Raw genomic sequence first — 23,940 nt, 5'->3', positions numbered from 1 at the left:
CCCGGATGAGATGGCGCTTGCGTAGCGGGTGAACCCTGTAACGCCGGCGAATACCCGGTACATTCCACCGGGCGGAGCTCATAGGCTGGCGGACCGGCTTCGCTTGACCAGCCCTACAATGGTCTGCGCCAGTTCTGCGCGCGCCTGCTCTTCGGTCAGGTCTCCGGCAGCGACCGCATGAGACAGCGAATCGGCCGCGCCGAGCATCGCCCACAATCCAGCCAGTGACAGTCCTTCTGGCCCGGAGAACGGCGCCAGGATCGCCCGGCATTTCTCGATGAACGCCTGCTGGTACTGCCGCTTGAGTGTCGCGAGTTCGGGCGATCCGTTCAATGCCGACAGCACGTCCGGCATTTCCCGCCCTTGCGTCAACACGCAATCGACATAGCTCGCCGCGATGACGCGCGCCTTCTCCTTCAGTGTGGGCCGGCTGGCCGCGATGGCGGCGTCGATGATGGCCGTCTGGCGCTCGTCAAAATCCCGATAGAGCGCCGACAGCAAACCATTGCGGGTGCCGAAGTGATCGTAGACCACAGGCTTTGCCACGCCGGCTACCTCGGCCAGCCGGCCGAGACTGAGCGCGTCTGACCCCTCTCGTTTGACGAGCTTCCATGCGCAGTCCAGCAGCTGCCGCTGGCGCTCCTCGCGAGACAACCGGCGGCGTGGCCCGGAGGGCGAGCCGGCGGCGTCGTTCGACGTGGCGAATTTTCTTTGCTGAGTCATTCTTTCCGCGAGAAGAGGTTCTGGCCGAGCGCCCGGGCCTTGTGGATATGCGAGGAGGGCGCCTCACGATCCGAAGGTAGCAGAAGTTCGGAGGTCACGACCGGCGCGCCGCAGTAGCCGAAGATGCCATGGTCGATCTGCGTCTTCATTGCGGTGGCATAGCCATGGCGGTCGTAAGTACCCATGTTCGCACCGCCGATCCCGACGAGGTGGACCGCCAGGTGGCCAAGCTTCTTGACCAGTTTGCCGCCCGGTTCTTCGTCATAGGCCCACCCATTGGTGAAGACGCGGTCGATCCAGCCCTTCAGCATGCCCGGAAAGGACCACCAATATACGGGGTAGACCAGCACCAGCGCATCCGCGCGATCGAGTCGTGCGTGTTCCGCCGCAACGTCCGGCGCGGGCGGAGTTTCGCGCCGATGGAGGGCCAAGTCGGCGGCGGTGAAGCGAGGATCGAAGCCTTCCGCGGCGAGATCAGCCAGTTCGAAGGTGTGGTGCCGGCCGGATGCCGACAGTCCGGAGGCAATATGATTTGCCACGGCATGCGTCAGCGATTCCCGATTGGGGTGCGAAACGACGATCAGCGCGTGCATGATTGGCTCCGTAGATGAACGTACCTACCAATCGTATCCTACGTTTGGTAGGTACGTATGACCCTGCTCCTAGTGGGTATTTGGTGCGACGCGGGCGGTGCTTGATCGGCGCAAGGGCCTTCGACCAACCGTGCCCCCGATGGCGTTTCCGGGCTGAATTCCCATGGTGACAAGCTGCCGTGCGCGGAGGAAGTGGAGAACACCGTCAATCGGGCTTCGAAATTGTTTGTCCGATAAATGGCGATATCGAGCGGGTTGCGTCAATCGCCAGGCATCGCCGGAAATGGTGATCGAATCGAGTCGCCGGCAACATGCAGGCGACGCCCCACACCTACGGCGGTTGGGTGCAAATATTCCCTGCCGAAAATACAATCCATACGCCTTCTCAAAAGGCGAACAAATACAGAACGAATAAAAGCAGACCTCGGGGGGTCATCTATGCGTGTTCTTGTTCCATTGCTGTTGGCCACGGCTTTGGGCTTTGCCGGTTGCGCGCAAACGCCTGAAGAACAGTTGGCGCCGCGGTCGTCCACGGTGCGCCTGTGCGACGGGAATGCCTGCACCGAACAGGATCGACGCGTAGCGACCGCGCAGCTCGCCTCGAACGAACCCGATCCGCGCATGCAGGCATTGGCCAACGTGGCCGAGAAGAATCCGGATGCCGCTTACGACCTGGGCCTGCGGCTGCTGCGTGGCGACGGGGTGAAGCGCGACAGCTATCAAGCCTTGGAATGGCTGCGCAAGGCCGGCGACAACGGTCATACGCAAGCGCAACTCGCGCTTGGTCGAATTTATCTGATGGGCTTTGAGGAAATGGGTTCGGACCCTGCCGAAGCCGAGGCTTGGCTGATGCGAGCCGCAGCCAAGGGCAGCAAGGAAGCCAAGGATTTGATTCCGCAGGCCCAGGCTGCCAAAAAAGACGAACAGAGCGCGTACCGGGTTCGCGAGGCCTACCGTACCTCCTGGGTCGCCTGGTACAGCAGCTATCCGTATTACTGGGTATGGGGCCCTTCCGGCTGGTATCACCGCTAAGCCTTCCCACCCGGATTTTTTCGTCAATTTCCTCGACAGGAACGCCCTATCATGCCCAAGAATATTTCTCTGCGCGTGGCCGCACTGGCTGCGTCCGTGGTTCTCGCTGGCTGCGCCACTGCCGGCGGCGGTTTGATCAGCACCGGCACCGCGCCTACCGCTGCCACCGGCGCCGCGGGTGGTGCCACCAGCGTCAACGCCAATGCTTCGCTGGAGCGCTGCGATTCGCCGCTGGGCACGCTGGCCGTCGATGATGGCCGTGGCAAGGAGTGGTATGCGAGCTTTGGTGCAGCCACCAAGGTCACCAGCATCGAGCCGCTGATTCGCCTTGCCGTGCAGCAGTCGAACTGCTTCGTGATTACGTCGATCGGCAACAATCGCACCGAAAGCAAGCTGTCGAACATTACCGACAAGCAGCGCAATTCCGGCGAATTCCGCGCAGGTTCGCGCCAGCAGAAAGGCCAGCGCGTAGCGGCCGACTACTACATGGAACCGGCCATCATTATCGATAACGACTCCACCGGCCAGCTGGCGGCTGGTGTGGGTGGCCTGTTCGGCAGCGTCGGCGCGCTTGTTGGCGGTGCGATGCAAAGCAAGGCATCGGTCGTGACGCTGACCATGTTCGACATCCGCTCGGGCGTGCAGGTCTCCATCTCGGAAGGCAATTCCACGGCCACCAACTTCGGCGCGGCCCTTGGCGCCTTTGGCGGCAATACGGCCGGCGGCCTCGGCGGTTTCTCCCGCACGCCCGAAGGCAAGGCCACTGTCGCCGCATTCATGGACGCCTACAACAACATGGTGATCTCGCTGCGCAACTACAAGGCGCAGGAGGTCAAGGGCGGACTGGGCCGTGGCGGGCGGCTGAAGGTTGGTTCGTAAGTCGTTTCGGCGCTCCCCGCGCGGGATGACATTTGCTGATCGCGAGAAGCCAGTGGATGGATAGAGCGCGGGAGCGGTCGTTCGTTACTGCCGAGAGGACGTTATCCCGGGAGAGTCAGTTAGACTTTACGCGCCCGGGATAAAACCCGCCTTGTTCTCTCACTCCAGCGGCAGGACACCACCATGAGCATTCGCGTCGGCATTGTCGGAATCAGCGGTTTTGGCGGCGGCGAGGCGATGCGCCTGATCGCGAGCCACCCGTCTTTCGAGTTGGTCTACGCCGCAGGCGAGGGCAGCGCCGGCAGCCGATTGGTGGATCGCTTTCCCGGTGTGCCGGCCAAGCTTGCCGAGTTGGTGATCGAGAAGTGGGACCCGGCGACCCTGCCGAAGCTCGACGTCCTCTTCGCGTCGCTGCCCACCGGGTCGTCGGCCGACGCGCTGGCGCGCGTTCCCAAGGACGTGAAGATTGTCGACATCGGCGGCGATCACCGCTACGTCGACGGTTGGGCGTACGGTCTCGCCGACGTCTGGCCGGCTCAGATCGAGGGTCAGACCCGCGTTGCCAACCCCGGCTGCTTCCCCGCGGCGACGCTGACCGCGCTGGCGCCGCTGTTGGCCAACGGGCTGATCGAAGCCGGCAACATTGTGATTGACGCCAAGACCGGCATCTCCGGCGCCGGCCGGGGCGGGGCGGACAGCAAGTTCAGCTACGCGGAGAGCAACGAAAACGTCGTGCCCTACGGCTTGCTCAAGCACGTCCACATGCCCGAGATTGCCAGGACGATCGAGCGGCTGAGCGGCGGCAGTGCGGCAGGGCTGGTGTTCACGCCCCATCTGGTGCCGATGACCCGCGGTGTGCTCGTCACCATCTACTGCCGCGGCCGTGCCACCACGGACCAGTGCCTGGACGCGGCCCGGCGCTTCTACGCCGGACGCCCATTCGTGCGCGTCAGCGACAAGCCGCCGCAGACCAAATGGGCCACCGGCTCGAATCTCGCGTTCGTCAGTTATGCGGCCGATCCGGAGCGCAACCTGGTGATCGCGATGGGCGTGGTCGACAACCTAGGAAAGGGAGCGGCGGGTCAGGCGGTGCAGAATGCGAACCTGATCTGCGGTCTGCCGGAAACGGCGGGGCTGGATGGTGGGCCTGTTTGGCCGTGATGCTTTTGCGCGTCCGATTGCGTAGTTTGTCTTTGCGGGATCACTGGTGCGGCAGCGACGCGGTCGCCGTGACAGATGGCTCGGACCAACCGCGTAGTGAGCCGCGGCTCGAAACCCTCGCTTCGACGGCGCGCTTCCGATCGTGAGTCCGCCCCCTTGTTCCGGGGTGTTATGATCGGAACCGCTTCAAGTCACACCCAGGAAATACTCAAAATGATGGATTGGTTCCCTTTAGTGTTCATCGCGTTCAAGGTTCTCGTGCTCGGTACGGGCATGTTCTTCGCCGTGAAGTGGCATTACGACAAAGCGAAAAAGAAGTGACACGAGCAGCTGATCGTCGCTAGGAGCGTGGCCCTAGCTATTGCCACTGCTCCACAAGACTGCCGATATATTCCTCCAGCGCCGTCCCGCCCTTCAGCGGCTCCTCCGGCAAATCGAATCCACCGTCCACACTGGCCGCAGTCATCCGGGCATAGGAATCGGCCGCAGCCTCCGAAAACCCTAATCCCAGGAACGTCTCCTTCCACTTGTCCCGCGGCACGACTTCCACTTCAACGGGGCGGCCGAGCGCCTGCGAGAAGGCAGTCGCAACGTCCTTGGAGGAATACCGACGCGGCCCCTCGACATAACGGACACCAACATCATCGAGCGGGGACATCAGCCGGGCCGCTGCCGCTTCTCCCAGATCGCGTGGCGCGACCATGGGTATCGGTAGATCGGCAGGGAACATCGTCGGCAGCTTGCCCGTGCTGCGTACCGAGTCGAGCAGCCACTCCCAATTGCTCATGTAGTAAGCGGCGCGATTGATCGCAGCGGGAATCGGTTGGCGGCGCAGTCCTTCTTCGAGCTCCCACAGGACGCTCAGATCTCCGATGCGCTCGCCGGGCTGGGCGCCGCCTGTGGATTCGGCGACGACCTTCTCCAGGCCAGAGCCCTGGAGCGCGGCAACGATGTTGGCGACCGTGTGCCGCTCGATCGCGTCGGTGTCCTTGCTGGTGTCGCCAGGCGGGTTGAGCAAGAACGCCCGGCGCCCGCGTCGAAATGCGGCGCGCAATGACGCCACGTCTTCCACATCGGCCTCGACGATATCGGCGCCCTTGTCGCACCATTTGGCCGCGCGGGCGGCCGAGCGGGTCACGATGGTGACCGCCTGGCCGCGGGCGAGCAGCGCTTCCGCTGTCGCCGATCCAACATGTCCGGTACCGCCCATGATGACGTACATGTGCTTGCCTCCCGCGTTCCCTGAGCCGTTGTCAGGAATGGACGCATCAGTCATTGCTCATGTCGAAACCATATCAAAGACGGAAGCGGCGTTGGCAATTCCCCTTGAAACGGCCGAACTGGCGACGATTACTGCCCCGCATCCCTCGGCACCGCTTTCCACATGACGACCCCGGCCGCCACCAGCAAGCCCGCCAACAGATACAACGCGTTATCCATGCTGCCGGTCTGCACCTTGACCTGCCCAATGACCCAGGGGCTGACGATGCCGCTGGTAATGCCAACACTGCTGATGAACGCGAGCCCGGTTGCCGCGGTATGCCCCGGCAAATAGCTGCGCGGCAGTGACCAGAAGATCGGCAGCGCGGCGAAGATCAGCACGGCTGCCACGGACAGGATCGCGAGCATCGCGCCGAAATGCGGCAGGCGCAGCGTCAGCAGCGCGAGGGCCAGTGCGCCCCCGCAGCAGCACAGCAGGAAATGGCGATGGCGCTCGCCGGTGCGGTCCGAATTCCGTGCAATGAGGATCAGGCCGATGGCGCCCACGGCATTGGGAATCACGCTATACAAGCTGATCGACACCACATCCGTAATGCCGAAATCCCGAATCATCAGCGGCATCCAGAAATTCAGTGTCAGCGAGCCGCAGGTCAGCGCGAAATAGATGAACGCGAAGACGTACAGCTTGGGATTGCGCAGTGCCTCGCGCAGCGCGCCGAGCGTATGGGCGGCGTGGCTGCCTTGTTCGGCTTCGAGCTGCCGCGCCAGCAGCGCCTTTTCACGAGCGGTCAGCCATCTGGCATCGGCGGGGCTGTCGACCAGATACCAGGCGGCAATCAGCCCGAGCAGCACGGCGGGCGCACCTTCGATCGCGAACATCCATTGCCAGCCGAACAGCCCCATCACGCCAGCCATATCGCGCATGATCCAGCCGGAGACCAGGCCGCCGAGCACCCCGGCGACGGCGACGCCGGCGAAGAAGATCGCCATCACCGCAGCGCGGCGGCGGGCTGGGAACCAGTAGGTCATGTACAGCACGATGCCGGGGAAGAAGCCGGCTTCGAACACGCCGAGCAGGAAACGCAGCGTGTAGAACTGCGCCGGCGTCGAGACGAAGGCCATTCCCACCGAGACGGCGCCCCACAGCAGCATGATGCGAGTGAACGTACGCCGCGCGCCGAAGCGGGCGAGCAGCATATTGCTCGGCACTTCGCACAGCACATAGCCGACGTAGAACACCGCGGCACCAAGGCCGTACATCGCATCGCTGAAGCCGAGGTCGTGCTTCATCTGTAATTGCGCGAAGCCGATATTGATGCGATCGAGGAAGGAGATGACGTAGCAGACGAACAGGAAGGGGACGATCCGCATCCAGATCTTCTGGTGCAGCGCGTCTTCTTCGTGTGCGAGGGCGAGCGGGGGCGTCGCGGTGCCCGCGTGGAGTTGGGACATGCTTTGTCTCCGTAAAGCAGGAAGGAGGAAAAAGACGGGCGGATCGCGCCGCCCTTAACGGACCGGTGTCTTGTGCACCGTCGGCCCGGAGTGGATTTCGTCGTGTTTCAGCGGATCGCGCGGGGCATGCCGTGGACTGGCCGAATCAGGCGGAGGCGGTTTCCGCCTCGCGTGCCAACCGCAATGCCGACATCAGCGTTTCGTGGTCTCCGATGTGGTTGGCAAGGAGCAGGATCAGGCGAGCATTGGTGGCCTGGCTTTGGGCGTCGTCCAGCTCCCGGTGCATGTCGATCAGCGCTTCGTAGAAGTCGTCGGGACGGGCCAGGTTGGGTTCGGTGGTAAGGGGCATGGTGTCTCCGGAAATCGTGTTCTTGCGCGTCGAGCGGGCATTCGCGGTCACTGCGGCGCGGCTGCCTGGTCCCCGGCCCTCCGCCGAATGCGGGAGAGGGGAGAGAACAGTCGCGAGGCGGGGCGAGGTGCCGGTGGCTGGCGCGTCAGGCAGCGATTGCTTCTGCTTGTGCTGGTGCGGCGGGCGAGATCGTTGCGGACTCCGCCAGATACTTGCCCTGAGCCCGCGCCATCGCTTCCATCACGCGGTCCGCATCGACGGCACGCCAGCGCGCGCACACATGCTGGTCCGGTCGAATCAAGTACGCGGTGCCCGGCACGGCGTCGTAGCGTTTGGCCACCACGCTCTCGGCATCGACCAACACAGCGGTGTCAGCGGTCGATGTGGTAGAGGCGGTAGCGGGCGACACGAACAGAAGACGCGGTGCACCTGGCCGCGCACGCAATGCGGCGATCTGCTTTGAAATATCCGCATCGAGCGTTTGCGGATTGCCGTAGACAAGCAAACAGAAGCCGCCATCGAGGCGCGACAACAGCCAATCCTGCGCACCGTCGACAACTACCGGCGCATCGGCACAAGGCGCGCCAGGCACCATCGGGCTCGCAAAGGTTTCGGTATCGGCCGTATTCAATGGAGACGAGGCCAACACGCTCGGCACCGACAACCGCCCGCTATTGACCAGCGTCCGCGCAAACGGATGTTTGGCCGCGAGCGTCAGCACGGCATCACGAAACACGCGGCTTACCTGGCTCTTTGGGGTGATGAAGTCGGTGGAGCGCGTCGAGTTGCGGATGTTCTCGTCCGCGGCATATTCCCGCTCGCTGGCGTAGGTGTCGAGCAGCGCGTCCGGTGCGTCGCCGCGCAAGACATGGGCGAGCTTCCACGCCAGGTTGTCGGCATCCTGCACGCCGCTATTGGCGCCGCGTGCGCCGAAGGGCGACACGCCATGCGCGGAATCGCCGGCAAACAGCACGTTGCCATGCCGGAAGCTGTCCATGCGCAGGCAGGAAAACGTATAGACGCTGACCCATTCGAGTTCGAACTTCGCATCCGGGCCGAGCAGCGCCTGCACCCGGGGGATCACCCGCTCCGGCGATTTTTCCAACACGGGATCGGCGTCCCAGCCAAGCTGGAAATCGATGCGCCAGACGTTGTCCGGCTGCCGATGCAGCAGCACCGATTGATTCGGATGGAAGGGTGGGTCGAACCAGAACCACCGCTCGCTCGGAAAGCCGGCTTCCATCCGGATGTCCGCGATCAGGAAGCGGTCCTTGAAGGTGCGGCCCTTGCTGTCGAGTCCGAGCAGATTGCGCATCGGGCTGCGCGCGCCGTCGGCGGCGACGACATAACGCGCCGTCACCGCGTAGGGACCATCCGGCGTCTCCACCGTCAGCGTGACGGTGCCGTCGGGGCCCACGTCATCGCGACGCTCGATGCCGACCACCTTGTTCTTCCAGCGGATGTCAACGTTCGGCAGTTCAAGCGCGCGCTCGAGCAGGAACCCTTCGACGTAGTACTGCTGCAGGTTGATGAAGGCGGGCCGCCGATGTCCGGTCTCCGGCAGCAGATCGAACGCATAGACCATCTGGTCGCGCAGGAAGACCTTGCCGAGATTCCAGCGCACGCCCTTGTCCACCATGCGCTCGCCGCAACCAAGCCGATCGAAGATCTCCAGTGTGCGCTTGGCAAAGCAGATCGCGCGCGAGCCGGTCGACAGCGTGCAATCGTCGTCCAGCAGCACTACCTCGATGCCTTGCTGAGCCAGGTCGATCGCGGTGGCCAGGCCCACCGGCCCGGCGCCCACCACCACGACCGGATGCACCGCGCCGACTGCCGATTGCTCCGCGCAGGGCCGGTATTCGAAGGTCAATCGTTGATAGTCGACCGTCATCTTGTTGTCTCCTTCCACCATCCCGGATGCCGATCCCGCTGCGTCAATCCTGCAGCGCGGCCCACATTTCCTTGTCGCGCTGGGCCGTCCAGATGCGCGGATGCGTGATGCCAGACGCCTCGTCATAGGCGCGCGTCACGTCGAACGGCAGGCAGTGCTCGTAGATGAAGACGTGGCCGAACTTGGGGTCCATGCTCTTGCGCGTATGCGCCATCGCGGCCTTCAGGTCCATGTTCTGTGCCACCGCTTCCTGGCCTGCTCGGTACAGCGTGGTGACGAAGTCCTTGGTGTAGGCGATGCCTTCGCGCACCTGTTGCGGCGTGGTCAGCGCGGGCCCGCGGCCCGGGACCAGTTTTTCCGCGCCGAGCGCCTGCAGCGCGTCGAGCGTGGCCGGCCATTCGGCCAGCTGCGCGTCGCCGCAATAGCAGGCCGCCTCGTATTCGACCAGGTCGCCGGAGAACAGCACCTTCTGCGACGGCAGCCAGACCACGGTATCGCCCTTGGTGTGGCCCGAGCCGAGATGCGCGATGCGGACTTCGAGCTTGCCGAGGAACAGCGTGATTTCCTTGTCGAATACCAGCGTCGGCCAGGTCAGGCCCGGCACCGTCTCGACGCCGGCGAACAGCCGGGGGAAACGCTCGATTTCGGATTTCATGTCGGCTTCGCCGCGCTCGACGATCATTTCGTAGGTGCCGCGGCTGGCGATGATCTGCTGCGCGCCTTCCGCGAAATAGGCCGATGCGCCGAGCACGCGGACCGCGTGGTAGTGCGACAGCACGACGTACTTGATCGGCTTGTCGGTGACCGTGCGGATCTTGGCGATCAGGTCTTGCGCCATCGCGGGCGTCGCGGTGGTGTCGACGATCAGCACACCGTCGTCCCCGATGATCACGCCCGAGTTCGGATCGCCCTCGGCCGTATAGGCGTAGGCGTTCTCGGACAGCTGGGTGAAGGTGACCTTTTTGGCTTCCAGGTCGGCTTGCGATGCGAATGCTTTGGCCATGCTTGCCTCGTCGTGGGTGACGGGGCGCGGCAGCGGGCGGCATTGCGGGTGACAACGCACGAATACTGTCTCGCCCCTTCGTTATGGGATTGGCCGGGCGCGCGAGGGCGCGCACGGCGTTGTCGGGGTAGACGGATGGTAGGAGAGGTTCGTGAGTTAGTCAATAACGAAGTGATTGGCTAAAACATAAAAAACGAGGGCGGGCCGGCTGCGCCCGAGCTACCACGGGCGGCGTGTCCACTTGCAGGCCGTCGCGGCGGTCTGCATGCGGCGTTGGATTAATATCCAGCCTTTCGGAGGGAGACGATGGGCGAGGACGGGCAGGCGGGACAGGAGAAGACGCAGCGCGGCGTGCAGAGCGTCGATGTGGCCGGCCGCTTCCTGCAGGCGCTGGCGCAAGCGCGCGCGCCGCTATCGGCTGCGGAGCTCGCCACGGCCGTCGGCATCGCACCGGCCCAGGCGCATCCCTATCTCGTTTCGCTGACGCGCCAGGGCTGGATCAAGCGCGACCATCTCGACGATCGCTTCGAGCCCGGCCCACTGGCACTGCAATTGGCACGGATGCGGCTGGAGCTGGATCCCGGCCTGCATGCGGCGGTACCGCTCGTGGCCGAACTGACCGCACGGACCGGCTGCAGCGTGGCCGTCAGCGTGCCTGGTCCTCAAGGTCCGACCATCGTTCGCTACGAGCGCGGCAATGCGCCGCTGCACGTCAATCTGCATGTCGGCACCGTGATGTCGCTGGCGACCACCGCGACGGGCCGCATGTACTGCGCCTGCGTGGACCAAGCGCATTGGGTGCCGCTGTTCGACGCGCTGCCGGCGCGTCCCCCACGCGCTGCGTTTCTTGCCGAGCTCGACGAGGTGCGCAGCCGCGGCATCGCACGCAGCATCGATATCCCGAGTCCCGGCGTCAGCAGCCTTTGCGTGCCCGTGCGCGACGCAGTGGGCGCGCTCCGTTTATTGCTGACGGCAATCGGCCCGACCGCGAACATCGACACCACGTGGCGCGGCGAACTTGCGCGCGCCCTGCAGGCAACGGCGGCGAAGATCGCCGATTCGCTGCGTGCGGAAGGCTGAGCCATGACGAACCTCATCGGACCCACCGAAGCGGCCGCAGGCAAGCCGCAGCGCGGCATTCAGGCGCTCGATGCCAGCGCCGAGCTGATCGGTGCGCTGCTGCGCGCGGGCAGTCCGCTTGCGCTGAGTGAACTGGCGCGCCTGGCCGGCATGGTGCCCGCCAAGGCGTTTCCACATCTGGTCAGCCTGGTGCGAGCCGGCGTACTCCAGCGCGATGCCGATGGGCGTTTTCTGCCTGGACCGCTGGCGCTGCAGTTGGGACTGATCGCGCTGCAGCGCCTGTCGCCCGTGCGCGAGGCCGAGCCGGAAGTGCGCGGCGTGGCCGTGGATACCGGGCTCAGTGTCGCGATGGCAGTGCTCGGGCCGCTCGGGCCTACCGTAGTACGGCTCGAAGAATCGGCGCGGCCGCAGCACGTCAGCCTGCGCGTCGGTACGGTACTGTCGCTGGTCAATACCGCGATCGGCCGCGTGTTCGCTGCCCATCAGCCCGCAGACGTCCTCGACGGATTGCTGCAACAGGAAACGGTGCGGATGGCCGGCGCACCGGTAAAGGGGCTACGAGAGGAAAAGACCGCATACGCCGCGAGGCTCGCACGCATTCGCGAGCAAGGCATGGACGATGCGCTCGACAGGCCGGTGCCCGGTATCCATACGTTGGCGGTCCCTGTGTTCGACCACACTGGTACCGTGGTGCTGGTGCTCGCGGCAATGGGGACGGCGGGGAGTTTCGATAGCGGACTCGATGGCAACGTCGCGCGCCGACTGGCCGGCGCGGCGCAGCGCTTGTCGTGGCGTTTCGGACGCCCGCGATCCACAGCACAGGATGATATCCCTCGCGAACCTTGAGGGACTTGTTGCTGGATCGATGTGGACAGGCTGACGCTAGACTGCAAGCACAACGCTCATCAAGGAGACGCCCCCATGACTCACCCCATCCTCAACATTGCCGACGCTCAATACCTGGACTTCGCCGACCTGTCCCGCCAATACGGCTCCGAACTGCCCGCCGACCGCTACGGCGGCCGGATGGCGCCGATCGGGCGCATGCTCGGCGCGCAGAAGCTCGGCTACAACCTGACGGTGATCGAGCCCGGCAAGCGCGTGTTTCCTTTCCACAGCCATCGTGCCAACGAGGAAATGTTCTTTATCGTCGAAGGCACCGGTGAAGTACGCATCGGCGAGGCCCGCCATCCAATCCGCGCCGGCGACGTGATTTCTTGCCCGTCGGGCGGTCCGGAAACCGCGCATCAGCTCATCAACACCGGCGCGCAGGAATTGAAAGTGCTGGCCGTCAGCACGATGGCGGCACCGGAGCTTTGCCACTATCCCGACTCGGGAAAATTCGGCGTGCTCGATCACGGCAATGGGTTTGCCTATATCGGCCGCGCGGAGGGAAGCCTGGATTATTGGGAAGGGGAGTAAGCCGGCGCCACGGCACGTTGGGTGAGCACGTCGGCATAAACGAGAATCGGATCAACGCCGTAGCGGGACCTTTTGGGTAGCATGCAATGTGACTACTGAGCTTGAGTGGTAACTTGATGAAACTTGACGCTGCCGCGCGTGGTGCCTAGAATGGGCCGCTATGCAAAAAACCCTCTCCAAGGCCGCCGTCAGCGAGGGCCTGCAAAAGGCAGGGCTGTCCCAAGCAGAGCTTGCGCGAAGGCTGGGCGTCAGCCCGCAAGCCGTGACGAACTGGCTGAAGGGACAAGACTTTCCTCGTCCCGACAAACTGCTGAAGCTGTCCATGCTGCTGCGGCTGGACTTCGCGGAACTGGTCACCCAGTCAGATGAGGGCGCTCCCGTCATTGCATTCAGGAAGCGGGCCAATACCAAGACCACGGAGCGGCATCTTGCCCATGCCCGGGAGATTGGCATGCTGCTCAAGCAGTTGGTGCCTTTCCTGCCTCCGGGCCATTCTCTGCGGCCGCGTCTCGATACCGCGACGACGGAGTATGCGGCGCTTCAGCGAACGGTCGCGGAGGTAAGGACAAAACTCGGGCTCGGCGATCGCGCAGTACTGGATTACCACCACTTGATTGGCCAGTTCAAAGAGGCTGGTGCCGTATTGGTGCCGGTACTTTGGGGTGAGAAGCAGCTTCACGCGAATGCGTTGCATATCGCCCTGCCTGCGGAGCGCGTTACGTTCGTCTTTGTGAACCTCGATACCAAGCTGGAGGACTTCAAGTTCTGGATGGCGCACGAGCTGGCGCACGTCTATACGCCTTACATGGCCGGCAAGGAGGAAGGTGAGGATTTTGCAGATGCTTTTGCGGGCGCGCTGCTCTTCCCGCAGCCCTGCGCCATCGAGGCATACGGCGACGCGGCACGCTCAAAGCGCGAAACTTCTGCATTGGCCGCACTACAAGAGCATGCGCAACACCATGCCATTTCGCTATACACGGTGTTCTGCCAGGCAAGAAACTACCAACGTCACTATGACTTGCCGCCGATGGCAATAGACGAAGTGAAGTTGCACAAGGCCCGCAACGCCAGTCCAGCGGCTCTTGTCAGTCATGCGATGTTCGACAGACCTCCGCCATCTGCCCGCGAATATATCGCAGCTGCCGAGCAGGTATTTCAGTCCGACTTCTACGTCGCGCTACGAGCGATGATGCGCGAACGAGGTATCGAGGCGGGGTTCGTACAGCAACTTCTGGACATCGGTCTCGTCGACGCAAAAGCTATCTACGCGGAGCTTGTGCGTTGACCTTGCTGCTGCTTGACACGAATGCATATCTGCGGATTGCCAAGCGTGTCAAGCCGCTGCTCGGTGTCGCCTTCGGACAGAAAGATTACCAACTGACGATCCTCGAGGATGTCGAGCGCGAGTTTCAGCGTAGCCCCCGCTTGCAGATCAATTTTCCGTGGTTTCAGGACGGTGCGCTCCAATCAGAGCGCTTGGCGAAGCGCTTCCGTCTCAGTCGTGACGACCGCGAACAACTGGATGCCGCTGCGAGCGTGCTCCGTGGTTGGGTGATCGGCAACGCCAGCCAGTACCGAAGTCCTCCCTCTCCGGTGGATTGCCGGGTGCTGGCTTTCGGCCAACTCAAGCAGGCGATCGTCGTGACCGACGATCTCGCCATGCACAAGCTGGGCGAGGAGTTTGGCATCGCTACGATGCATGGCCATGACTTGCTGCGACGTATGCTTGCCGCAAAGATGGTGAGCAAGGCCGACGTGCGAGGAATCTATCGCGCCTTGGAAGCAAACAGCGACCTGCCCGCAACTTGGGAAAAGGACCGAGACACGTATTTTCCAAGGTTGTTTTGCCGCGAGGATGATGATCCTGGGTAGGCTCGCGAAGGGTAGCCACCCGCAATAAGAATGGCGCGGTAGACCGCGCCATTTTTTTGCCTGCGCATGTGGTGGCGTCGGTGTTCATCCCGCCAGCTTGATCAACGCCGGCACCGTCAGCACCGCCGTGTAGTACCCCATGAACTGCACGCCCGTGTTGAAGCCCAGCACGCGCGACAGCAGCCCGCCGATCGAACCGAGCGTGACGATCACCAGCAGGCCGAGCAGCTGGCCTTCCCACACGCTGATCACCAGGATCAGTCCGACGAACGTCGCGACGATGGCTTCGTGCGAGATGCGGCGCGACACGAACAGCGCGGCGCGGCGCGCGTAGTTCATCGCGAACGGATACGACACGATCGCTGCCAGCAGTACCGCGAGCAGGCCGTAGCCAAGAAATTCCCAGTGGCTCAACAGGTTGTGCAGGTTGTGGGTCTGGCCATTGGCCGCATCGACGGTGAACACCGGCGGGGCGTTGAACAGTGGCGCGGCCGGACCGGCAGCCACAGGGCTCAGCGGCAGACCGAACGCAATCAGCGGAATCAATGCCTCGGCGATATAGGTCGCCTCGGTAACGCCATTGCGGGCGCTGAGCACCGTGGTCAGCCGGTGATAGGCGTGCTTGATGCGCGAGCCGACGAGCTCGCCCAGCACCACGGTCATCGCGACCGGGCTGAACACGAAGGTCGCGCTCGAGATCGCGGCGGTCGCCACGGTCCAGCGGGTCTGGGTGCCGTCCATCACCTTCAGCGGATTGGGGAAATAGCCGCTCCAACCCTTGACGTCCGGCGCCAGCGTAAAGGTCCGTACTTCCTTGCGCTGCATGCGCGGGCGGTCGACCGGTGACAGCGTCGAGAACAGGTCCGCGATCAGCGGCCCGATGGCAATGCCGAGGAAATAGCTGATGCTGAGCTTGACGCCGAATTTCGCGGTCAAGGTCTGCAGCGCGACGATCACCACGACGAACGGCACCAGCGTTGCCACCGAGGCCCAGCGGCCCGGGGAGGCGTAGGCGATCACCAGCGCGGCGGCCACGAAGATCCACGGCGCCGCCTTGGTGATGGTGGCGCCGAACGGGGCCAGCAGCACGGCGAACAGCACGGCCAGCGGCACCGCGCAGAACGCGGCGACGATCGCGCCGGAAATCATCTTGCGCAAGGCGATATGCGGGACGCCCAGATTGCGCAGATGGTTGGCGTCCTGCATCAGGGGCGTGGCCATGGTGTCGCCGGGGATGCCGAGCAAGGCGGTCGGCACTGCGTGCGTCATATGCTTGGCGACCGCGCCGGCCAGGAAGAAGGTGAACACGCCGGCCGGCGGCACGCCGAGCAGCACGACGAGTAGCGTCAGCGGCGCCAGCGTGGTGGTCTCGTCGGTGCCGGACACCAGGCCGATGGCCGCGAACACGATGGCGCCGGCCAGGCCCATGCCCAGCGCGACGAGAATCTGCGTCAGCAGAGGAGTGGATTCGATCATGGTGCGCTCCAGGCGGGTGGCGGGTCAGGCGGCGTTGGGACGCGCGGGAGCGGCGGCCGCGTCCGGCATTGCGGTTTCGGCCTGGCCGGCGGCCACGGCACCGCGCTCGCGCGCGGCGAACAGTTCGTAGAGCTGCAGCTCGCGCAGTTCCTGCACGGTGGCGGCGGGCAGGTCCGCCATGGTTCCCAATCCACCCGATTCCTCGGCAAGGCGGTCGAGTGCCTGCTCGCGTGCGGTGCTGGCCGTCGCGCTGCTCGCGTCCGACGTGTCCTCGGTCACGACTCGCTTGGGCTTGAACAGGCACGCGCAAATGAAGCCGGCCAGCACGCAGCCGGCCAGCCCGGCGAGCATCGCATAGGCTCGCGCGAGCTCGGGTGTGCGAACCAGCTCGGTCAGGATGCGACTGGCGATGGCAAATGCCGCGAGGCTCAACGCGCCACCGATGACGATCGCGCAGGCAAGATGGCGCGGGTTCGCGGTGTCGCCCCAGACTTCGACCAGCGGGCTGCCGGTGGGCTTGGATTGTGTTGGCATGGTTGTCTCCTGTGTGGCGCCTCGCATTTGTCGGGCGTTTTTTCTTGGTGTGGCGGGCGGGGGAGGAAAGTCCCCCGCTGGGCAGTTCTCTTGCCGCTATCCCTGCCGCAACTGCGCCAGCAGTTCAATCGCGCGATCGGTCCGTACGTCCTTTTCCTCGGCCATCTTCCGCGCCACCTGTTCGACCTCCGCACCGACGGCCCCGGCGACGAGCGCGATATTTCGCGCGTGCAGCGCCATATGGCCGCGCTGGATGCCCTCGGTGGCTAGCGCTCGCAAGGCGCCGAGATTCTGCGCCAGTCCGACGGCAGCGGCGATTTCGCCGAGCTCCTGCGCGCTTTGCACACCGAGAATCTTCAGCGCGAGCCGCGCCAGCGGGTGAGTCTTAGTCGCGCCGCCGACCAGCCCGACCGGCATCGGCAATTCAATGGTGCCGACCAGCGCGCCGCTGGCGTCCTTCTCCCAATGGGTCAACGACGTGTAACGGCCCGCGCGGCAGGCATAGGCATGCGCGCCGGCCTCGACCGCGCGCCAGTCGTTGCCGGTCGCGACGATGACCGGATCGATGCCGTTCATGATGCCTTTGTTGTGTGTCGCCGCGCGGTACGGATCGATCGCCGCGAAGGTGTACGCGTCCAGCACGCCTTCGATGATCGCCTCGCCGCTGCGCTCGCCGGTGGCCAGCGCTTCGGGCGTCAGGCGCACGCGAGCGCGCGCAAGCCGCAGGTCGGCGAGGTTCGACAGGATGCGCAGCCGGACCGGCGCGCCGGTGATCCGCTCGACCACCGGCGACACCGCTTCGGCCATCGTGTTGACGGTATTGGCGCCCATCGCGTCGCGCACGTCGACGATCAGATGCATCACCACCATCGCGCCGCGCGGCGTGTCGGGAAACACATGGACCTCGATGTCGCGGCAGCCACCGCCCAGTCCGATCAGCACCTTGTCGCGTGCGTTGGCCACGGCGAGGATCTCGTCGCGATGGCGCAGCAGCGCCTGCCGCGCGCCATAGGGATCGGCGATACCGACCACCTGCACTTGCGCGCGCATCAACGGGCCGGAGCTCGAGGTTTCGAAACCGCCGCAGCCGCGCGCCAGCTTGGCCATATACGAGGCGGCGGCGACGACGGACGGCTCCTCGACCGCCATCGGCACCAGCACGTCCTTGCCATTGATCTGGAAATACCCCGCAACGCCGAAAGGCAGTTCGAAGGTGCCGATCACGTTTTCGATCATGCCGTCGGCCCGGGCGGCGCCCAGTGCGCCGGGCTCGGCCAGCAGCGCATGCTCGTCGTCGTCGAGGCCCACCGCGTCGGCAATCGCGGCCAGGCGCTGAGCGGGCGTCATTTCGCGAAAGCGGGGCAGGCGGGAATCGACGGGTTTGCGACGGGTCTCGGCCGCGGCGGCAGCGGCAGCGGCAGCGGCATCGGACGAGGGCAGGGAAGCGAGCATCGAGGTCTCCGTTCTATGGTTCTCTGGTATGGAATGGAGACAGTCTAGGGTGACTGTACCAGTCAATAGAGGTACAGTTTGCGGGGACAGTGGCCTTTCGCCCGATTTTCCGCCCCTTCAATGACCACGACCGCTCCCGGCACCGCCCGCAGATCCCCGTCGCTTGCCGCCACGCTGGCTGACTCGATTGCCCGCCAGATCGCCGAAGGCGCGTATCGCACCGGCGATCGTCTGCCGTCGCTGCGCGAACTGGCGCAGTTGCATGGCTACAGCAAGAACACCATCGTCGCCGCCTTCGAGCTGCTGGTCGCGCGCGGGCTGGTCGAGCCGCGGCGTGGTTCCGGCTTCTTCGTGCGCGAGGTGGCACCCAGGCCGGCGCCGGAGGAGGATGCCGGCACGCTTGGCCGCGCGATGGACATCGTCTGGCTGATGCGCGAGCAGTTGAAGAGCCGGCCCGACGTGCTGGCGGTCGGGGACGGTTTTCCGCCGGTGTCCTGGCTGGCCGAGGCGCGGCTGGACCGCTATCACCACAAGGTCGTGCGCACCGGCCTGGGCGCGCTGTTCCGTTATGGCAACCGCTTCGGCTTCGGGCCGCTGCGCGACCATCTGGTGCGCAAGCTGGGCGATGTCGGCATCGGCGCGCAGGCCAGGCAGATCGTGCTCACGCACGGCGCCAACGAGGCGCTGGACCTGGTGATCCGCTATTTCGTGCCGGCCGGCGGCACGGTGCTGGTCGACGATCCGGGCTACTACCCGCTGTTCGGCAAGCTCAAGCTCGCCGGTGCCCGCATCGTCGGCGTGCCGCGGCTCGCGGATGGGCCAGATATCGAGGCGCTCGAACAGATCCTGACCCGCGAGCGGCCGCGGCTGTTCTTCACGCAATCGGTCGGCCACAACCCCACTGGCTCGGACCTTTCCGCGGCCAAAGCCTATCGCCTGCTGCAACTCGCCGAGCGCTTCAATTTGCTGGTGGTCGAGAACGATGCGCTGGCGGACTTCAAGCCGACCACGCTGCCGAGATTGTCCGCACTGGATCAGCTGCAGCGGACGATCTATATCGGCAGCTTCTCGAAGTCCTTCTCGGCCGCGCTGCGGGTCGGCTATATCGCCTGCAACGATGCCCTCGCCAGCGACCTGGCCGACCTGAAAACGCTGATCCATGTCAGCAGCTCGGAATACTGCGAGCGCACCGTCGACGTGATCCTCAGCGAAGGCCACTACCAGCGCTATCTCGCCAAACTGCGTGCGCGACTCGCGGATGCTACCGAGCGGGCATTGACCCTGTTCGATCGCCTCGGCGCCGACGTATGGGTGCGGCCGCCGCAGAGCCTGTACCTGTGGGCAGCATTTCCACAGGTACCGGACTCCCTTGCACTCGCCGAAGTCCTGTTGGCACAAAAGATCATGATCGCCCCGGGCCGCGTGTTCCGGGTCGATCCCGAAGCCCGATCGCAATGGGCACGGTTCAACGTGGGCGCCGTACTGGATCCAAGGTTCGAGGCGGCGTTGCGCAGGGTGTTGGGGGCGGGGAGCCGGAGCAAGGTGGCGCGCGGAGGGACGGAAGGGTGATTTTTCCCGATCGGGAAAAATCCAACGAAGCGAGAGCCTGAAAACCTGAAAATTTCCCGATCGGGAAATTCCATTGCCCCGATCTGTCTTGCGGAACTTGGGGTGAAGCCCGCGTTATCGAGCCCCGGCCAGCACCCGAGCGACCTGTGCCTTCAACGCCGGCAATACTGCCTCGCCGAACCAGCCATTGCGCTGAAACCAGGCGACGTTGCGCGGCGACGGGTGCGGTAACGGCACGACATCCGGCCCATATTCCGCCCACGCCCTGACGGTCTCGGTCAGCGACGCCTTGTTCGCCGCGCCGAGGAAATACCGCTGCGCGTGCAAGCCGACCAGCAGTGTCAGTTCGATGTGCTTCAGGCTGGCCAGAATCCGGTCCATCCACAACGGCGCGCATTCCGGCCGGGGCGGCTTGTCGCCGCTTGCGGCGCGGCCGGGATAGCAGAAGCCCATCGGCACGATGGCGAATCGGGTCGGGTCGTAGAACGTCTCGGCATCGACTCCGAGCCATTCGCGCAGCCGCTTGCCGCTGGCGTCGTTCCACGGGATGCCGGTTTCGTGGACCTTGATCCCGGGGGCCTGGCCGACGATCAGGATGCGGGATTGCGGTGAGGCCTGGAGGACCGGGCGGGCACCAAGCGGCAGGTCCGGTTCGCAGGCTCGGCAGGCGCGGACTTCGGAAAGCAGTGTGTCGAGAGGGAGGATACGTTGCGGCTTCATGTCGGATCGTGCTGCGGGACCGCTCTTGCGCATAGCCACGTTCTGCAGAGGCGCTGTTACGCGACATCGATGATGTCGTGATAATCGGTTTTCGCGACATTGCTGACGCTGATGATGTCGCAATTCTAGAAATCGCGACATCAGGCGAACGTTGAAGTGATGCCAGAAACACACCCCAACAAGCAATACGAGGTCTTGCTTGACCTTGTATCACACCACCCGGAAGGCGTCGGAATCGAGCAGATCGATGCCGGCCTGCATGGAGCGGCCACACGCCGCACTGTTCAGCGATGGCCGAACGACCTGATTGCGCAAGGATACCTGCGCTGCGAGCGTGCCAGGCGCGCGACTCGGTATCGCGCGGCGACGATGGTCACCACGGCGGGCAACGTCAAACTGGGACTCGGACTGACGGGGCGCGGCGAGATCCGCGTGCCCTTGACGGCCGAGGCCGAATCGATTCAGGCCCATGTCCTCCAGCCGTTGGGCCGGCGCGCTGCGGCGCGTTACAACCGCGCGAGCAGGCATTTTTTGCGATGGTCCATTTGCCCTATCTGCAGCCGTTCGAGGACGTCAATAAACGCGTCTCGCGGTTGGCCGCGAATATTCCGTTGATCAAGCACAACCTCTGTCCGCTTTCTTTCGTCGATGTCCCGCAGCAGGCCTATATCAGCGCCATGCTGGCCGTCCATGAATTGAATCGCGTCGAATTGCTGCGCGACGTATTTGCATGGGCCTACCAGCGCTCGTGCGCGCGCTATTCCGCTGTCCGGCAGTCGGTCGGGGAGCCGGACCCTTTCCGCATGCGATATCGAATCCAGATTGGCGAGACCGTGGCCGAGGTGGTACGCATGGCAATGAACAAGGTCCAGGCCGTGTCCTTTATCCGAAGCCGTGCCGAGCAGCTCGCGGAACAGGATCGCTCCCGTTTTGTCGAGGTCGTCGAAACGCAATTGATGACGCTGCATCTCGGCAGCATTGCGCGGTTCCGCCTGCGTCCGAGCGAGTTCGAGAAATGGGTCCAGGTGTGGAAGTGAAATAACGCGCCGTCGGCAGTTCCGGCAACCGGATATTGCAGCTTTTACAAAAGCGTCGCGCCATTCCCTCAAAGGGTTGGCGGCGTAAAACGCTTCCAGCCACGGCATGCTTCTTGCCCCGCCCGGGTCATCAGCGAACCACCAAAGGCGCGCATGAAGCCACGGCAAGACGGTCGCAAGGGAGGCAAGGCAATGAAACGCAGCGGCGAGCCCGCCCGGTTGCGCGAAGCTCTGGATCCGGCCGACGACAAGTCAGCGGCGGGCGGTGCCATATCGGCGCCGCCCGCTGAAGCGCTCACCGGCGAAACCTGGCGCAAGGGCGCCCGTGTCACGCTGCCTGTCAGGCAATTGCGGCCGACGCAGATGACGGTCGGCCTGTATCACGTACAGAGCAAGATGGACGTGACCCTGCGCCATCAGGGCCGCAAGCAGATCGAGCTGATGGAGCGGCATCGCATCCATGTCGTGATCGGCCCGGGCCCGGCGTTCTATGTCATCGACCATCATCACTGGGCGCGCGCCTGGTACGAACTCGGCATCGAGAGCGTGCCGGCGGTGATCAAGCACAACTGGAGCGCGCTGCCGCCCGACCGCTTCTGGCTCGAGATGGAGGCGCGGCATCTGGTCCACCCGTACGATCAATACGGCGAGCGGCAGGGCCTCGCGGCCCTGCCGCATTCGCTCGCCGAGATGCGTGACGATCCGTACCGCAGTCTGGAGGCCTTCGCGCAGCTGGCCGGCGGCTACGACAAGGTCAAGCAGGCCTATCCCGATTTCCGCTGGGCGGACTTCTTCCGCCGCCATATCGACGGGCGTCTCGACACCGTGCCGGGATTTGCACTGGCGCTCGCGCATGCGGTCAAGCTGGCGCGCAGCAGCAAGGCGCGCGGGTTGCCGGGCCATCTCGATGACAGGGCGGACGGCAAGGCGGGCGGCAAGGCGAAGATCAGTTCCATGCGCAAGGCCGCGAAATCCGGCAAGGCCGGCAAGTCGGCCGGTAAGGCGTGATGACCGCAACTGCGCAGGCGAGCACGATCGCGCCGGCGGCCGCCTTGCCTGAGCGGCTCGACGGTCTGCCTTGGTCCCGCTGGCACTGGCGCGTGGTGATCGCGCTCGGCGTGGCATGGGTGCTCGATGGGCTGGAGGTCACGCTGGTCGGCTCGCTGGGTGGCGTGCTGCAGCGGCCCGATACCTTGGGGCTGTCGGCTTCGCAATTCGGCTGGTCGGGCTCGATCTATATCGCCGGCGCGGTGCTCGGTGCGCTGATCTTCGGCCGCCTGACCGATCGGCTCGGCCGCAAGCGGCTGTTCCTGCTGACGCTGGCGGTCTATATGGGCGCGACACTGGCGACTGCGTTCTCGCCGAATTTCGCGGTCTTCGCGCTATGCCGCTTCGTCACGGGCCTGGGCATCGGCGGCGAATACGCGGCGATCAATTCGGCGATCGACGAATTGGTGCCGGCGCGCGTGCGCGGCCGCGTCAGCCTGGCGATCAATGGCAGCTTCTGGCTCGGTGCGGCGCTCGGCGCGGGCCTGAGTCTGGTGCTGCTGGACCCGCGCGTGCTCGGCCCCGAGCTGGGCTGGCGCGCGGGTTTCGCGCTCGGCGCGATCCTCGCCATCGCGATCCTGCTGGTGCGTCGCGATGTGCCGGAGAGCCCGCGCTGGCTGCTGACGCATGGCCGGCCGGAAGAAGCGCTGCGCATCGTCGAGCGGATCGAGGCCGAGGTCTACGGCCATTCCGCGCACACCGCTCGCGACGACACCGTGCTGCGAAACATGCCGCGCACCGCGGGACAGGCGACGCCGTGGCGAGAGGTCGCCGACGTGATGCTGCATCGCTATCGCCGACGCACGGTGGTCGCGCTGGCGCTGATGATCTCGCAGGCCTTCTTCTACAACGCGATCTTCTTCACCTACGCGCTGGTGCTGACGCGCTTCTACGCCGTGCCCGATGGCCGCGTGGCGCTCTATCTGTTTCCGTTCGCGCTGGGCAACGTGCTCGGCCCATTGATTCTCGGGCCGCTGTTCGATCAGGTGGGCCGGCGCAGGATGATCGGCCTGACCTACTGCCTGTCCGGGGTGGGACTGGCGTTGACCGGCTGGGCATTCGTGCAGGGCTGGGTCGATGCGCGCGGATTGGCGCTGTGCTGGTCGGCGGTGTTCTTCCTCGCGTCGGCCGCGGCAAGCTCGGCGTATCTGACCGTCAGCGAGGTCTTTCCGCTCGAAATCCGCGCACTGGCGATTTCGATCTTCTTCGCGATCGGTACCGGTGCCGGCGGCTTCGCCGCACCGGCGCTGTTCGGCATGCTGGTCGACACCGGCAGCCGCGAAGCGGTGGCGATCGGCTATGCGATCGGCGCCGCGCTGGTCATCGTCGCGGGGCTGCTGGCGTGGCGATACGCGGTCGATGCCGAACGCAAGCCGCTCGAGGCCGTGGCTGCGCCGCTGCGGCCGTACCGCGACTGACGGCCTTGG

Annotated in this window: 24 protein-coding genes; 12 read left to right on the top strand and 12 right to left on the bottom strand. The window is 64.8% G+C overall.

All coding sequences use genetic code 11. The annotated features are described in order from the left end of the window. Positions 1–78: 78 nt before the first annotated feature. Both FOB47_RS08895 and FOB47_RS08890 read right to left on the bottom strand, forming a co-directional pair. On the bottom strand, positions 79–723 hold the full coding sequence (locus FOB47_RS08895; protein ID WP_053823435.1) for a TetR/AcrR family transcriptional regulator: 645 nt from the start codon (positions 721–723) through the stop codon (positions 79–81). After that, a complete protein-coding gene (locus FOB47_RS08890; RefSeq protein ID WP_053823436.1) occupies positions 720–1,316 on the bottom strand; it encodes an NAD(P)H-dependent oxidoreductase in 597 nt (198 codons plus the stop codon). The genes FOB47_RS08895 and FOB47_RS08890 overlap by 4 nt, the downstream gene beginning before the upstream one ends. Before the next feature lie 438 nt (positions 1,317–1,754). Here FOB47_RS08890 and FOB47_RS08885 point away from each other — a divergent pair, with 438 nt between their 5' ends. From FOB47_RS08885 to argC, 3 genes are all read left to right on the top strand, one after another. Further along, complete coding sequence (locus FOB47_RS08885) at positions 1,755–2,348, top strand: tetratricopeptide repeat protein (protein WP_053823437.1); 594 nt, start codon at positions 1,755–1,757, stop codon at positions 2,346–2,348. Between the two features lie 51 nt (positions 2,349–2,399). Further along, positions 2,400–3,227, top strand: coding sequence for a hypothetical protein (locus FOB47_RS08880; protein ID WP_053823438.1), 828 nt, complete (start codon positions 2,400–2,402; stop codon positions 3,225–3,227). A 183-nt stretch (positions 3,228–3,410) separates the two neighbouring features. Continuing rightward, positions 3,411–4,388, top strand: a complete 978-nt coding sequence (gene argC / locus FOB47_RS08875; RefSeq protein WP_174780646.1) for an N-acetyl-gamma-glutamyl-phosphate reductase — start codon at positions 3,411–3,413, stop codon at positions 4,386–4,388. A gap of 358 nt (positions 4,389–4,746) precedes the next feature. On the opposite strand, the gene FOB47_RS08870 is transcribed toward argC, so the two are convergent. The 5 genes from FOB47_RS08870 to FOB47_RS08850 all read right to left on the bottom strand — a co-directional run bounded on the left by FOB47_RS08870 (position 4,747) and on the right by FOB47_RS08850 (position 10,304). Next, positions 4,747–5,610, bottom strand: a complete 864-nt coding sequence (locus FOB47_RS08870; RefSeq protein ID WP_053823440.1) for an NmrA family NAD(P)-binding protein — start codon at positions 5,608–5,610, stop codon at positions 4,747–4,749. Between the two features lie 128 nt (positions 5,611–5,738). Then, positions 5,739–7,061, bottom strand: a complete 1,323-nt coding sequence (locus FOB47_RS08865) for an MFS transporter (protein WP_174780645.1) — start codon at positions 7,059–7,061, stop codon at positions 5,739–5,741. Positions 7,062–7,206: 145 nt separating this feature from the next. Further along, on the bottom strand, positions 7,207–7,410 hold the full coding sequence (locus tag FOB47_RS08860) for a DUF2783 domain-containing protein (RefSeq protein WP_053824538.1): 204 nt from the start codon (positions 7,408–7,410) through the stop codon (positions 7,207–7,209). A gap of 145 nt (positions 7,411–7,555) precedes the next feature. Further along, positions 7,556–9,301, bottom strand: coding sequence for an FAD-dependent oxidoreductase (locus FOB47_RS08855; RefSeq protein ID WP_174780644.1), 1,746 nt, complete (start codon positions 9,299–9,301; stop codon positions 7,556–7,558). A gap of 43 nt (positions 9,302–9,344) precedes the next feature. Beyond that, complete coding sequence (locus FOB47_RS08850) at positions 9,345–10,304, bottom strand: MBL fold metallo-hydrolase (RefSeq protein ID WP_174780643.1); 960 nt, start codon at positions 10,302–10,304, stop codon at positions 9,345–9,347. Positions 10,305–10,610: 306 nt separating this feature from the next. Between FOB47_RS08850 and FOB47_RS08845 the strand changes: the two genes are divergently transcribed. The 5 genes from FOB47_RS08845 (at position 10,611) to FOB47_RS08825 (ending at position 14,678) form a co-directional block, all read left to right on the top strand. Then, positions 10,611–11,384 (top strand): IclR family transcriptional regulator, encoded by a 774-nt coding sequence (locus FOB47_RS08845; protein ID WP_174780642.1) that lies wholly within the window; start codon positions 10,611–10,613, stop codon positions 11,382–11,384. A 3-nt stretch (positions 11,385–11,387) separates the two neighbouring features. Next, positions 11,388–12,230, top strand: a complete 843-nt coding sequence (locus FOB47_RS08840) for an IclR family transcriptional regulator (protein WP_174780641.1) — start codon at positions 11,388–11,390, stop codon at positions 12,228–12,230. Between the two features lie 75 nt (positions 12,231–12,305). Further along, positions 12,306–12,806 carry a cupin domain-containing protein gene (locus FOB47_RS08835; protein WP_174780640.1) on the top strand — a complete coding sequence of 167 codons (501 nt, stop codon included), beginning with the start codon at positions 12,306–12,308 and terminating at the stop codon, positions 12,804–12,806. 160 nt (positions 12,807–12,966) lie between these two features. Then, positions 12,967–14,091 (top strand): XRE family transcriptional regulator, encoded by a 1,125-nt coding sequence (locus FOB47_RS08830; RefSeq protein ID WP_053823445.1) that lies wholly within the window; start codon positions 12,967–12,969, stop codon positions 14,089–14,091. After that, positions 14,088–14,678: a hypothetical protein gene (locus tag FOB47_RS08825; protein ID WP_174780639.1), complete on the top strand. Its 591-nt coding sequence runs from the start codon at positions 14,088–14,090 to the stop codon at positions 14,676–14,678. Before FOB47_RS08830 ends, FOB47_RS08825 begins: the two co-directional genes overlap by 4 nt. Positions 14,679–14,762: 84 nt before the next feature. Here the strand turns inward: FOB47_RS08825 and FOB47_RS08820 are convergent, their stop codons facing one another. From FOB47_RS08820 to FOB47_RS08810, 3 genes are all read right to left on the bottom strand, one after another. Continuing rightward, positions 14,763–16,154 carry a tripartite tricarboxylate transporter permease gene (locus FOB47_RS08820; protein WP_174780638.1) on the bottom strand — a complete coding sequence of 464 codons (1,392 nt, stop codon included), beginning with the start codon at positions 16,152–16,154 and terminating at the stop codon, positions 14,763–14,765. A gap of 24 nt (positions 16,155–16,178) precedes the next feature. Further along, the gene (locus FOB47_RS08815) at positions 16,179–16,688 is read right to left on the bottom strand and encodes a hypothetical protein (RefSeq protein ID WP_174780637.1); all 510 of its coding nucleotides are present in this window, start codon (positions 16,686–16,688) and stop codon (positions 16,179–16,181) included. A gap of 96 nt (positions 16,689–16,784) precedes the next feature. Further along, positions 16,785–18,035: a hydroxymethylglutaryl-CoA reductase, degradative gene (locus FOB47_RS08810; protein ID WP_053823449.1), complete on the bottom strand. Its 1,251-nt coding sequence runs from the start codon at positions 18,033–18,035 to the stop codon at positions 16,785–16,787. A 225-nt stretch (positions 18,036–18,260) separates the two neighbouring features. Here FOB47_RS08810 and FOB47_RS08805 point away from each other — a divergent pair, with 225 nt between their 5' ends. Further along, positions 18,261–19,709: an aminotransferase-like domain-containing protein gene (locus FOB47_RS08805; protein ID WP_174780636.1), complete on the top strand. Its 1,449-nt coding sequence runs from the start codon at positions 18,261–18,263 to the stop codon at positions 19,707–19,709. Between the two features lie 114 nt (positions 19,710–19,823). Here the strand turns inward: FOB47_RS08805 and FOB47_RS08800 are convergent, their stop codons facing one another. Beyond that, the gene (locus FOB47_RS08800; protein WP_053824539.1) at positions 19,824–20,429 is read right to left on the bottom strand and encodes a uracil-DNA glycosylase family protein; all 606 of its coding nucleotides are present in this window, start codon (positions 20,427–20,429) and stop codon (positions 19,824–19,826) included. A 210-nt stretch (positions 20,430–20,639) separates the two neighbouring features. Next, positions 20,640–20,900 (bottom strand): hypothetical protein, encoded by a 261-nt coding sequence (locus FOB47_RS26145; RefSeq protein WP_226995105.1) that lies wholly within the window; start codon positions 20,898–20,900, stop codon positions 20,640–20,642. Here FOB47_RS26145 and FOB47_RS08795 point away from each other — a divergent pair. The 3 genes from FOB47_RS08795 to FOB47_RS08785 all read left to right on the top strand — a co-directional run bounded on the left by FOB47_RS08795 (position 20,885) and on the right by FOB47_RS08785 (position 23,931). Continuing rightward, positions 20,885–21,466 carry a Fic family protein gene (locus FOB47_RS08795; RefSeq protein WP_226995095.1) on the top strand — a complete coding sequence of 194 codons (582 nt, stop codon included), beginning with the start codon at positions 20,885–20,887 and terminating at the stop codon, positions 21,464–21,466. The two genes, FOB47_RS26145 and FOB47_RS08795, sit on opposite strands and share 16 nt — an antisense overlap. A gap of 192 nt (positions 21,467–21,658) precedes the next feature. Further along, complete coding sequence (locus FOB47_RS08790) at positions 21,659–22,474, top strand: ParB-like protein (protein WP_053823451.1); 816 nt, start codon at positions 21,659–21,661, stop codon at positions 22,472–22,474. Then, on the top strand, positions 22,474–23,931 hold the full coding sequence (locus FOB47_RS08785; RefSeq protein WP_053823452.1) for an MFS transporter: 1,458 nt from the start codon (positions 22,474–22,476) through the stop codon (positions 23,929–23,931). Before FOB47_RS08790 ends, FOB47_RS08785 begins: the two co-directional genes overlap by 1 nt. Positions 23,932–23,940: the final 9 nt, after the last annotated feature.

This window comes from Cupriavidus gilardii (genome assembly GCF_013347325.1).
GTDB classification, from domain to species: domain Bacteria; phylum Pseudomonadota; class Gammaproteobacteria; order Burkholderiales; family Burkholderiaceae; genus Cupriavidus; species Cupriavidus gilardii.
This window is presented reverse-complemented; position numbering and strand designations above follow the sequence as displayed.